The sequence below is a fragment of the Serratia sp. BNK-4 genome, from assembly GCF_048685115.1.
GTDB classification, from domain to species: domain Bacteria; phylum Pseudomonadota; class Gammaproteobacteria; order Enterobacterales; family Enterobacteriaceae; genus Serratia; species Serratia bockelmannii.
This window is the reverse complement of record NZ_JBLQTM010000001.1, coordinates 1,482,749-1,494,366: the sequence shown is the minus strand read 5'-3', so window position 1 is coordinate 1,494,366 and position 11,618 is coordinate 1,482,749. Positions and strand designations below refer to the sequence as shown.

The 11,618-nt window shown below is 60.4% G+C and carries 10 protein-coding genes; 6 read left to right on the top strand and 4 right to left on the bottom strand.

Annotated features, from left to right (window positions below; translation table 11 throughout):
• Positions 1-46: 46 nt before the first annotated feature.
• Together ACMGGW_RS07120 and rlmKL are read right to left on the bottom strand one after the other, a co-directional pair.
• Positions 47-1,951, bottom strand: coding sequence for an ABC transporter ATP-binding protein (locus ACMGGW_RS07120; protein WP_164062673.1), 1,905 nt, complete (start codon positions 1,949-1,951; stop codon positions 47-49).
• A 5-nt stretch (positions 1,952-1,956) separates the two neighbouring features.
• Positions 1,957-4,083 (bottom strand): bifunctional 23S rRNA (guanine(2069)-N(7))-methyltransferase RlmK/23S rRNA (guanine(2445)-N(2))-methyltransferase RlmL, encoded by a 2,127-nt coding sequence (gene rlmKL / locus ACMGGW_RS07115; protein WP_025302302.1) that lies wholly within the window; start codon positions 4,081-4,083, stop codon positions 1,957-1,959.
• A 103-nt stretch (positions 4,084-4,186) separates the two neighbouring features.
• Here rlmKL and ACMGGW_RS07110 point away from each other — a divergent pair, with 103 nt between their 5' ends.
• Complete coding sequence (locus tag ACMGGW_RS07110) at positions 4,187-5,290, top strand: YcbX family protein (RefSeq protein WP_016928298.1); 1,104 nt, start codon at positions 4,187-4,189, stop codon at positions 5,288-5,290.
• Between the two features lie 6 nt (positions 5,291-5,296).
• On the opposite strand, the gene ACMGGW_RS07105 is transcribed toward ACMGGW_RS07110, so the two are convergent.
• A complete protein-coding gene (locus ACMGGW_RS07105) occupies positions 5,297-5,845 on the bottom strand; it encodes a cell division protein ZapC (RefSeq protein WP_004928171.1) in 549 nt (182 codons plus the stop codon).
• Between the two features lie 176 nt (positions 5,846-6,021).
• On the bottom strand, positions 6,022-7,032 hold the full coding sequence (gene pyrD, locus ACMGGW_RS07100) for a quinone-dependent dihydroorotate dehydrogenase (protein WP_019454516.1): 1,011 nt from the start codon (positions 7,030-7,032) through the stop codon (positions 6,022-6,024).
• Between the two features lie 258 nt (positions 7,033-7,290).
• Between pyrD and ssuE the strand changes: the two genes are divergently transcribed.
• The 5 genes from ssuE to ssuB are packed head-to-tail and all read left to right on the top strand — an operon-like array spanning position 7,291 to position 11,603.
• Complete coding sequence (gene ssuE, locus ACMGGW_RS07095) at positions 7,291-7,869, top strand: NADPH-dependent FMN reductase (RefSeq protein WP_043137622.1); 579 nt, start codon at positions 7,291-7,293, stop codon at positions 7,867-7,869.
• A gap of 24 nt (positions 7,870-7,893) precedes the next feature.
• Positions 7,894-8,859: a sulfonate ABC transporter substrate-binding protein gene (locus tag ACMGGW_RS07090; RefSeq protein WP_049295343.1), complete on the top strand. Its 966-nt coding sequence runs from the start codon at positions 7,894-7,896 to the stop codon at positions 8,857-8,859.
• A 19-nt stretch (positions 8,860-8,878) separates the two neighbouring features.
• Positions 8,879-10,027 carry an FMNH2-dependent alkanesulfonate monooxygenase gene (gene ssuD / locus ACMGGW_RS07085; RefSeq protein ID WP_025302298.1) on the top strand — a complete coding sequence of 383 codons (1,149 nt, stop codon included), beginning with the start codon at positions 8,879-8,881 and terminating at the stop codon, positions 10,025-10,027.
• 11 nt (positions 10,028-10,038) lie between these two features.
• Entirely contained in the window at positions 10,039-10,833 is a 795-nt protein-coding gene (gene ssuC, locus ACMGGW_RS07080; protein ID WP_033650683.1) for an aliphatic sulfonate ABC transporter permease SsuC, read from the top strand.
• On the top strand, positions 10,830-11,603 hold the full coding sequence (ssuB, locus tag ACMGGW_RS07075) for an aliphatic sulfonates ABC transporter ATP-binding protein (protein WP_025302296.1): 774 nt from the start codon (positions 10,830-10,832) through the stop codon (positions 11,601-11,603). The genes ssuC and ssuB overlap by 4 nt, the downstream gene beginning before the upstream one ends.
• Positions 11,604-11,618 lie beyond the last annotated feature (15 nt).

The following is an 11,618-nucleotide window of genomic DNA, read 5'->3' as shown; positions in this document are numbered from 1 at the left end:
GCACGTCGATACCGCCCGCAGCAGCGCGCGGGCGGTATCGCAACGGTCAGCCGTTTTTCATCGCTTCCAGCTCTTCCCAACGGGCGAAGGCCTGCTCGAGCGCCTGCTCGGCGTTAGCCAACGCCGTCAGCACTTCTTGCGTTTCGCTGTGCGGCCGCGTGAAGAAGTCGGCATCGCTCATCTGCGCCTGCAGCGCTTCGATTTCCGCTTCCAGCTGTTCGAGCCGCTGCGGCAGCTGTTCCAGCTCACGCAGCAGGTTGTAACTCAGCTTGGCCGCCGCTTTCTTCGGCTGTTCGGCCTTTTTCTCCGCCGCCGGTTTGCTCGCGCTCGGCGCCGCCTGACGAATCGGTTTCGCCGTCGCACGCTGATGATGCGCATCGTAGTAACCGCCGACGAAGGCCTTGATCACGCCATTGCCTTCGAAAATCCAGCACTCGGTCACCGAGTTGTCGACGAACTGACGATCGTGGCTGACCAGCAGCACGGTACCCTGATAGCCGTCGATCAGCTCTTCCAGCAGCTCCAGCGTTTCGACGTCGAGATCGTTGGTTGGTTCATCGAGGATCAGCAGATTGCTCGGTTTCAGAAACAGCTTAGCCAACAGCAGGCGGTTACGCTCACCGCCCGACAGCGCCTTCACCGGCGTCATCGCACGCTTCGGGTGGAACAGGAAGTCCTGCAGGTAGCCCAAGACGTGGCGAGGGCGGCCGTTGACCATTACTTCCTGTTTACCTTCCGCCAGGTTGTCCATCACCGTGCGATCCGGATCGAGATCGGCGCGGTGCTGGTCGAAATAAGCCACTTCCAGCTTGGTGCCGCAGTGCACGCGGCCGCTGTCGGCTTTCAGCTGACCGAGCATCAGTTTCAGCAGCGTGGTTTTGCCACAGCCGTTCGGCCCCACCAGCGCAATCTTGTCGCCGCGCTGCACCTGAGCGGAGAAACCGCGCACCAGCACTTTTTCGCCAACCTGATAATTGACGTCTTCCAGCTCGAATACGATTTTGCCGGAGCGGGTCGCCTCTTCCACCTGCATCTTGGCGGTGCCCATCACTTCACGGCGTTCTGAACGCTCGACGCGCAGCGCCTTCAGCGCGCGTACGCGGCCCTCGTTACGGGTACGGCGCGCTTTGATGCCCTGACGGATCCAGACCTCTTCCTGCGCCAGCTTGCGATCGAACTCGGCGTTTTGCAGCTCTTCCACCCGCAGCGCTTCTTCTTTGCTCTGCAGGTACAGATCGTAGTTGCCCGGCCAGGAAACTAGCTTACCGCGATCCAGATCGACGATGCGCGTCGCCATGTTGCGGATAAACGAACGGTCGTGCGAGATGAAGACGATGCTGCCGTCGAACTCTTTCAGGAAACCTTCCAGCCAGTCGATGGTTTCGATATCCAGGTGGTTGGTCGGTTCGTCGAGCAACAATACGCGCGGCGAGCTCACCAGAGCACGGCCCAGCGCCGCTTTACGCAGCCAGCCGCCGGACAGCGAGGAAAGTTCTGCGTCGCCGTTCAACCCCAGCTGCAGCAGCACTTCGCTGATGCGACTGTCGAGCTGCCAGAGTCCCTGGTGATCGAGGATCTCCATGATTTGCGCCATGCGCGCCAGGTTTTTCTCGCTCGGATCGCTTTCCACCAGGTGGGAAATCGCATGATACGCCTTCAGGTGTTCTGCCTGCTCCGCAACGCCTTCCGCCACGAAGTCGAACACGCTGCCGCCGATATTGCGCGGCGGATCCTGTTGCAGGCGCGCCACAATCAGATCCTGTTCGTAGATCACCCGGCCGTCATCCAGCGGGATCTCTTTGCCGAGGATCTTCAGCAGCGTAGATTTACCGGCGCCGTTGCGCCCGACCAGACACACGCGCTCGTTGTCTTCGATATGAATTTCGGTGTTGTCTAACAGTGGCGCATCGCTGAAAGAAAGCCAGGCGCCGGACATGCTGATTAACGACATAGTAATTATTTTCCTTCGCCGGCGTGAGTCACCAGCCAGCAGTTGTGGATCTGACGGTTACGGGCAAAGTCCTGCGACAGCGTCTTGGCGGTGATCTCTTTCGCCTCCAGGCCCAGCGCACTCAGCCCTGCCATATCCATTTGGAAACCGCGCTTGTTATTCGAGAACATGATGGTCCCGTTGCGGCGCAGCAACCGTTTCAAATCTTTCATCAGCGCCAGGTGATCGCGCTGCACGTCAAAGGTGTTCTCCATCCGCTTGGAGTTGGAGAAGGTCGGCGGATCGATGAAGATCACGTCGAACTGTTCGTTGGCGTTGCTCAACCACGACAGGCAGTCGGCCTGGATCAATCGATGCTGACGGCCGGTCAGGCCGTTGGCGCGCAGGTTCTTCTCCGCCCATTCCAGATAGGTGCGCGACATGTCCACCGTGGTGGTGCTGCGCGCGCCGCCCAGCCCGGCATGCACGCTGGCGGTGCCGGTATAGGCGAACAGGTTGAGGAAGTCCTTGCCATTGCTCATCTCGCCCAGCATACGGCGCGCGATGCGGTGATCGAGGAACAAGCCGGTATCGAGATAGTCGGTCAGGTTGACCCACAGCTTGGCGTTATACTCTTCCACCAGCAGGAACTCGCCCTTCTGCGCCAGTTTCTCGTACTGGTTTTTGCCCTTCTGCCGCTCGCGCGTTTTCAGGATCAGCTGATTCGACGGCAGCTCCAGCACCGCCAGCGTCGCGTTGATCACATCGAACAGGCGCTGACGCGCTTTCTGTGCATCGACGGTTTTCGGCGGCGCATACTCCTGCACCACCACCTTGCTGCCGTAGCGGTCCACCGCGACGTTGTATTCTGGCAGATCGGCATCGTACAGGCGGTAGCATTCAATGCCTTGTTGCTTCGCCCACTTGTCGAGCTTCTTCAAATTCTTGCGCAGACGGTTGGCGAAATCTTCCGCCACCTGCACGCCGCCGGTAGCGGCACCGGCCGGGCTTGCCGCCAGCTGATAATTTTTCTGCACGCACTCCAGCGGGCCGTTCTTCGCCTTAAACTGGCGCTCGGCGCGCAGCTGCAGGCAGCTCAACAGCTCCGGCGAGGCGCTGAACAGCGACAGCTGCCAACCGCCGAAGGCGCTTTTCATCACGCGGCCCAGCATGTTGTGCAGCGCGATCAGCGCCGGTTCGCTTTCCAGACGCTCGCCATACGGCGGATTGCTGATCACGGTACCGTGCGGGCCTTCCGGCAGCGGGTTGGTCAACCGCGCGACGTCGCCGACGTTGAAGGTGATCAGTTCGGCGACGCCGGCGCGGCGGGCGTTGCCGCGCGCCATCTCAATCACCCGGCGATCGATATCGGAACCGAAGAAGCGAGAGGCGGTTTCCTGCAGACCGCGGCGGGCACGAACCTGTGCTTCGGTGGTGACCTCACGCCACAGTTCGGCGTTGTGACCATTCCAGGCGCTGAAGCCCCAGTGTTGACGGTGAAGACCCGGCGCGCGATCGGCGGCGATCATCGCCGCTTCGATCAACAGCGTGCCGGAGCCGCACATCGGATCGAGCATCGGCGTGCCCGGCTGCCAGCCGGAGCGCAGCACGATGGCGGCCGCCAGGTTTTCCTTCAGCGGCGCCTGGCCGGTGAGATCGCGGTAGCCGCGCTGGTGCAGGCCTTCGCCGCTCAGATCGAGCGCCACGCTGGCCATATCGCGTTGCAGGAAGACGTTAACGCGAATATCCGGCTGCTGCTTGGCAACCGTCGGGCGTTGGTCAAGTTTACGGGTGAAGCTGTCGACGATGGCGTCTTTCACCTTCAGCGCGCCATATTGGCTGTTGCGGATCTCTTCGTTCACGCCGCTGAAATGCACGGCAAAAGTTTTATCCACGCCAAAAATGCTCGGCCAGTCGATCGCCTGCACCCCAAGGTACAGATCCAGGTCGCTGTGCACGCGGAATTCGTTCAGCGGCAACAGAATGCGCGAAGCCAGGCGGCTCCACAGCAGGCTTTGGTACAGAAGACGATCGTCACCCTGAAAATGTACCCCGCCCTGCACCACTTTGCAGTCGTGAGCGCCAAGCGCTTCCAGCTCGCTTTTTAACAGTTCTTCCAATCCACGCGCCGTGCTGGCAAACAGAGAGTTCATATCGTACTTATCACCAAAAAGAAAATTGTTGCGCATTATAGCTAATCCGCACCGCTTGTCATAAAGTTGCTCCCTTCTATTTAATCATCGCACGGAGATAAGGGTGATCACGCTTTCCAAACTCTACGTCCATCCGGTTAAATCACTGCGCGGCCTGCAGCTTTCTTACGCCCAGGTCGGCAGCAGCGGTCTGGCCTTCGACCGCAACTTTATGATCACCGAGCCGGACGGCACCTTTATTACCGCGCGCCAATATCCGCAGATGGTGTTGTTCACGCCGGCGCTGTTGCCGGATGGGCTGTTTCTGACCGCGCCGGACGGTGAAAGCGCCGCCATTCGCTTCAGCGACTTCGCCGCCGCGCCGCAGCCGACCGAGGTATGGGGCAACCATTTCACCGCGCTGACTGCGCCAGATGAGATCAACCGCTGGCTGAGCGGCTATTTCCAGCGCGACGTGCAGCTGCGCTGGCTGGGGCCGGAGCTGACCCGCCGGGTCAAGAAACACCCTGAAATCCCGCTGACGTTTGCCGACGGCTACCCTTATCTGCTGATTAACCAGGCTTCGTTCAACGATCTGCAACAGCGCTGCCCCGGCAGCATCAAGCTAGAGCAGTTCCGCCCCAATCTGGTGGTGAGCGGCGCCACCGCCTGGGCCGAAGACGGCTGGCAGGTGATCCGCGTCGGTGACGTGATGTTCGATCTGGTGAAACCCTGCAGCCGCTGCGTGCTTACCACCGTCAGCACCGAGCGTGGCCGCAAGCACCCGAGCGGCGAACCGCTCAGCACGCTGCAAAAATTCCGCTCCGCCGACAACGGCGACATCGATTTTGGCCAGAATATGATCGCGCGCAACAGCGGCATCATTCGCGTGGGCGATACGGTGGAAGTGCTGTCGACCAAGCCGCCGCGCCCTTATGGCGCCGGGAAAGTGGTAGAGAGCGTGCAGGCGCCACAAGACAGCGCGCACAGCGTCACGATCGAATATGAAGGCAAGGTGTTTACCGGCAACAACCAGCAGATTTTGCTCGAACAGCTGGAGCAGCAAGGCATCCGCGTGCCTTACTCGTGCCGCGCCGGGATTTGCGGCAGTTGCCGCATTACGTTGCTGAGCGGTGAAGTCGCGCCCCTGAAGAAAAGCGCGCTGGGCGACAACGGCACCATCCTGTGCTGCAGCTGCATCCCGAAAAGTGATTTGACGTTGGCGTAATCCGCCTTATACCGCCCTGTCGTAAGCCGGGGCGGCGCTTTCATCCTGCGCGCAGGGTTTCAGCCGATCGTGCATCACCTTGATGGCGTCACCCAATACCATGGTACGGCCAGCGACCGTCAGCTGATTTTGCGCCAGCAGGCACAGGCTGGCGTTATCCCCGGCCTCCACCACCAGCAAGCGCGCTTCCGCGCCGCTCTCCATCACTTTCACCGCCGCCAGCTCGCCATTTTTCGGCTGCAGCGGGTAATGCTGCTGCGAGAAATGCCAGCTCTTTGGCATCAGCGGTTTCAGGAAGCGATAGGCGACCAGCGCATTCAACACCAGCTCGGCGCGCTGTTCATGGCTCAGCTTGACCTGCTTGCACTGTTCTTCATAGGTGAAATAAAGGGCGGCGTCATCCACGCAAAAAGCGCATTCATCAAAGGCGTCCGGCGTTAACATTTTGGCCGGGAAACGTGAGCGAAAGATCATACCATTAGCTAAATCCAGCATTAGCCGATCGTGTTCGGCATCAAAATACCAACGCCAATTATCGTCAGGTTTTATCTTCATTTCGTATCCTTCTCGCTGCCTATGCCAATGCCGCACTCACCCTAAAAGGCGATTTTATCACCGATAAAATAGCTTAAACATCGGATAATTCCGCGAACGATATTTATGCTAACGAACAAAATATAGACGAGCCGGGGGCAGAAATAAACCCCCGGAATAAAATGAGAGGAAAAATATTAGATATGGGTAACGATATCTTTAATCAAACGCGGGCCGTGATAGATAAATCCGGAATAAATTTGCAGCAGGCTCGCGCCGGCCTCCATTTTTTCGCGCGCCGCCGTCAGCGAATCAATGCCGCCTACGCCGATAATCGGCAGGCGCCCCTGCAGTTCGGTGGAGAGACGACGGATCACTTCGGTGCTGCGTGATTGCAACGGACGCCCGCTTAACCCGCCCGCTTGTTCGCAGTAATTCAACCCCTGGATCAATTTTCGATCCAACGTGGTATTGGTGGCGATCACGCCATCGATATTATGCCGCACCAGGCTATCGGCAATTTGGATCAATTCTTCTTCTGAAAGATCCGGCGCGATCTTTACCGCCACCGGCACATATTTGTGATGCCGCGCATGTAATTCCTGCTGCTTATTTTTAATCGCAGCCAAAAGATCGTCCAGCGCTTCGCCATACTGTAAGGATCGTAACCCCGGCGTATTCGGTGAAGAGATGTTAATCGCGATATATCCGGCATACGGATAAACTTTATCCATGCAGATCAAATAATCGTCTTTTCCCTGCTCGACCGGCGTGTCTTTATTCTTGCCGATATTGATCCCAAGAATGCCGCCGAAATGGGATTTCTTAACGTTTTCAACCAGATTGTCCACGCCATGGTTATTGAACCCCATACGGTTAATCAGGCCTTCCGCCTCAACCACGCGGAACAAGCGCGGCTTGTCGTTGCCCGGTTGCGGACGCGGCGTCACGGTGCCGACTTCCACATGGCCGAAGCCCATCGCGCCGAACGCATCGATGCATTCGCCGTTTTTATCCAGACCGGCGGCCAATCCCAGCGGGTTTTTAAACGACAGCCCCATGCAGCTGACCGGTTTGGTCGGCACGGACTGACGGACAAGAAACGCTAATGGGGTGCCGGTAATACGGCTGAGCTGACGAAAGGTCACTTCGTGCGCGCGCTCCGGATCGAGCTGGAACAACGCTTTCCTGATGAGGGGGTAGTACATGGACTCTCCTGATTTCCCGGTTGCAAACCGGGGGCGTATTATCCGGTATCCCCCGCCTAATTGGAATTGATTAAAGGCAAAAAAAGCCGTTTTTACGCAATCGTTTTCCCACTTCACCGCCAAATCGGCGCCAATCCGCTTTTGCGCATATCCAAATCACAAAATGAGATTTAAACAACGCGCCCGGTTGCTGGTAGGTTTAAAACACTTCCCATTGATTTTCTAATTAAACCTAACTTTTAGTTATAAGGAGTGGCAATGCGCGTTATATCACTGGCCGGTAGCCCACGTATCCCATCACGTTCCGCCGCGCTGCTCTCGCTGAGTCAGAACTGGCTGCGGCAGCAAGGGGTGGAAGTGACGGCCTATACCCTGCACGACTTTGACGCCGAAGACCTGCTGTACGCCAACTTCAACAGTCCGGCGATCAAGGCGTTTGCCGAGCAGCTGGCGCAGGCCGACGGCCTGCTGATTTCCACGCCGGTTTATAAAGCGTCGTTCTCCGGCGCGCTGAAAACCCTGCTGGACCTGCTGCCGGAACGCGCGCTGGATCATAAGGTGGTGCTGCCGCTGGCGACCGGCGGTTCCGTCGGCCACATGCTGGCGGTGGACTATGCGCTGAAACCGGTGCTGGCGGCGCTGAAAGCGCAAGAGGTGCTGCACGGCGTGTTCGCCGACGACAGCCAGATCCAACTGACCGGCGAAAGCGCCACGCTCACCGACGCCGTGGCCGCCCGGTTGGAAGAGGCGCTCGCCAGTTTCTATTTGGCGCTTGGCCGCCGCAAACCGCCCGCGCTGCGCGTCGCCTCGCCGCTGACGGCGCGTCAAACCGCCTGACATGCCTGGAAAAGGAGGGCCTGAATGAAACAACGCAACGCTTTGCGACGTTGGCTGAGCGCCGCGGCCTTCACCGGCCTGCTGTCGCTGGTCTGGGCCAACGCCGCCGTCGCGCAGGATCCGGCGCAATTTCGCATCGGTTACCAGAAAGGATCGGTGAGTCTGGTGCTGGCGAAAAGCCACCGGCTGCTGGAGGAACGCTTCCCCGCCACCCGCATCAGTTGGATTGAATTTCCCGCCGGCCCGCAGATGCTGGAGGCCTTGAACGTCGGCAGCATCGATCTGGGCAGCACCGGTGATATTCCGCCGATCTTTGCGCAGGCCGCCGGCGCGGATCTGCTGTATGTCGGCGTTGAGCCGCCCAAACCGAAGGCCGAAGTAATCCTGGTGCCGGAAAATAGCCCGATCAAAACCGTCGCCGATCTGAAAGGCCATAAGGTCGCGTTCCAGAAAGGATCCAGCTCACATAACCTGCTGCTGCGATCGCTGCAAAAGGCCGGACTGAAATTTACGGATATCCAGCCCGCCTATTTGACGCCCGCCGATGCGCGCGCCGCATTCCAGCAGGGCAACGTCGATGCCTGGGCTATCTGGGATCCTTATTATTCCGCCGCGCTGCTGCAGGGCGGCGTGCGGGTGCTCGGCGACGGCACCGATCTGAACCAGACCGGTTCCTTCTATCTGGCGGCGCGCCCCTATGTCGAAGCCAATGGCGCCTTTATCAGCCAGGTCCTGACGGTGCTAACCCAGGCCGATGCACTCACCCGCAGCGACCGGGCGCAAAGCGTGACCCTGCTGGCCAACGCCATGGGGCTGCCGGAACCGGTGATCGCCAGCTATCTGGATCACCGCCCCCCGACCGCCATCACACCGCTAGATGCGCATACGATCGCCGCGCAGCAGCAAACCGCCGACCTGTTTTACGCCAACCGGTTGGTGCCGGTGAAGGTCGACATCTCGCAACGCATCTGGCGCCCAAGCGCGCAATAAATACGGGGGAACATTGACGATGAGCCTGAACGTTTTCTGGTTTTTACCCACCCATGGCGACGGCCACTATCTTGGCAGCGCTCAGGGCGCTCGCAGCGTCGATCACGGTTACTTGCAGCAGATCGCCCAGGCGGCGGATCGGCTGGGATTCGGCGGTGTGCTGATCCCCACCGGTCGCTCTTGCGAAGACTCTTGGCTGGTGGCCGCCTCGCTGATCCCGGTCACCCAGCGGCTGAAATTTTTGGTTGCGTTGCGGCCGGGCATCATCTCCCCTACGCTGGCGGCGCGTCAGGCGGCGACGCTGGATCGCCTGTCCAACGGGCGCGCGCTGTTCAATCTGGTCACCGGCGGCGATCCGGAAGAGCTGGCGGCGGAGGGGTTACATCTCAGTCATGAAGAGCGTTACGAGGCCTCGACCGAGTTCACTCATATCTGGCGCCGGGTACTGGAAGGCGAAACCGTCGATTTCGACGGCAAGCATATTCAGGTGAAAGGGGCCAAGCTGCTGTTCCCGCCGGTGCAGCAACCGCGCCCGCCGCTCTATTTCGGCGGATCCTCCGCCGCCGCGCAGGATCTGGCCGCCGAACAGGTAGAAATGTACCTCACCTGGGGAGAGCCGCCGGCGCAGGTCAAAGAGAAGATCGAGGAAGTACGCGCCAAAGCGGCGGCGAAGGGCCGACAGGTGCGTTTCGGCATCCGTCTGCATGTCATCGTGCGGGAAACCACCGAAGAGGCCTGGCGCGCCGCCGATCGGCTGATCGCCCACCTCGATGAGGAAACCATCGCCAACGCGCAGCAGGCCTTTGCGCGCTTCGACTCCGTCGGCCAACGGCGCATGGCGGCGCTGCACGGCGGCAAGAAGGACAACCTGGAGATCAGCCCGAACCTGTGGGCCGGCATCGGCCTGGTGCGCGGCGGCGCCGGCACCGCGCTGGTGGGCGATGGCCCGACGGTCGCCGCACGCATGCAGGAATACGCCGATCTGGGCATCGACACCTTTATTCTCTCCGGCTATCCACATCTGGAAGAGGCCTACCGCGTCGGCGAACTGCTGTTCCCTCACCTCGATCTGGCGCAGGAAGAAACGCCTGCGCGCCTTCAGCCGGTGCGCCCGCAGGGCGAAGTGGTGGCCAACATTTATGTTCCGCAAAAAGTGTCGCAGAGCTGAGGAGCGCCCCGATGGCAAAGAACGCGCAACGCATCCTTTACCGGCTGGCCCCTTGGGCGCTGCCGCTGGCGCTGGTGATCATCTGGCAAGTCGCCGTCGAAACCGGCTGGCTGTCCAACCGCATTTTGCCGGCGCCGAGTGCGGTGCTGGCCGCCTTCTGGCGCCTGAGCCAAAGCGGCGAACTGTGGCAGCACCTGAGCATCAGCAGCCAGCGCGCGTTGATCGGCTTTGGCATCGGCGGCAGCATCGGACTGATCCTCGGCTTTATTACCGGGCTGTCGCGCTGGGGTGAACGCCTGTTGGACAGTTCGGTGCAAATGATCCGCAACGTGCCGCACCTGGCGCTAATCCCACTGGTGATCCTGTGGTTCGGCATCGATGAATCCGCCAAGATCTTTCTGGTGGCGCTCGGCACGTTGTTCCCGATTTATCTCAATACCTATCACGGCATCAAAAACATCGATCGCGGCCTGCTGGAGATGGCGCGCAGCTACGGTCTGAGCGGTTTTCGCCTGTTCACGCAGGTGGTGCTGCCGGGCGCATTGCCGTCGATTATGGTCGGCGTGCGTTTCGCCCTCGGGTTCATGTGGCTGACGCTGATTGTCGCCGAAACCATCTCGGCCAATTCGGGCATCGGCTACCTGGCGATGAACGCGCGTGAATTTCTGCAAACCGACGTGGTGGTGGTGGCGATCGTGCTGTACGCCCTGCTCGGCAAACTGGCGGACGTGGGCGCGCAGCTGCTTGAGCGCGTCTGGTTGCGCTGGCATCCGGCCTATCAACTGAAACAGGGAGAAGCGCTATGACCCTTCCCGCTCGCCTTGCACAAGGCACGCCGGTGACGCTGGAGTCCATCGGCAAACGTTACGGCAACCGCACGGTGCTGGACAATATTCAGCTGCGCATTTCCGCCGGGCAGTTCGTGGCGGTGGTCGGCCGCAGCGGCTGCGGCAAGAGCACCCTGCTGCGCCTGTTAGCCGGCCTGGAACAGGCCAGCAGCGGCGCGCTGCTCAGCGGCAACGCGCCGCTTGCCGCCGCCAAAGAGGATACCCGGTTGATGTTTCAGGATGCGCGCCTGCTGCCGTGGAAAACGGTGATCGACAACGTGGGCCTGGGGCTGCGCGGCCACTGGCACGACGCGGCGCTGCAGGCACTGGACGCGGTCGGTTTGGCGGATCGCGCCCGCGACTGGCCGGCGGCGCTGTCCGGTGGACAAAAGCAGCGGGTCGCCCTGGCGCGCGCGCTGATCCACCGCCCCCGCCTGCTGCTGCTGGACGAACCGCTCGGGGCTCTGGATGCCCTGACGCGCATCGAGATGCAAGGGCTGATAGAGACACTGTGGCAACAGCACGGTTTTACCGTACTACTGGTGACGCACGACGTCAGCGAAGCCATCACGCTGGCGGATCGGGTGATCCTGATTGAAGAGGGCCACATCGGACTGGATCTGAGCATCGATCTGCCGCGGCCACGCCGCAAAGGTTCGGCCAGGCTGGCGGAACTGGAAGCTGAAGTGCTGGAGCGGGTATTATCACCGCCGGTCACCGCGGCCAGCTCACGCCAGGCGGCGAATTGAACGAAAAAAGGGACG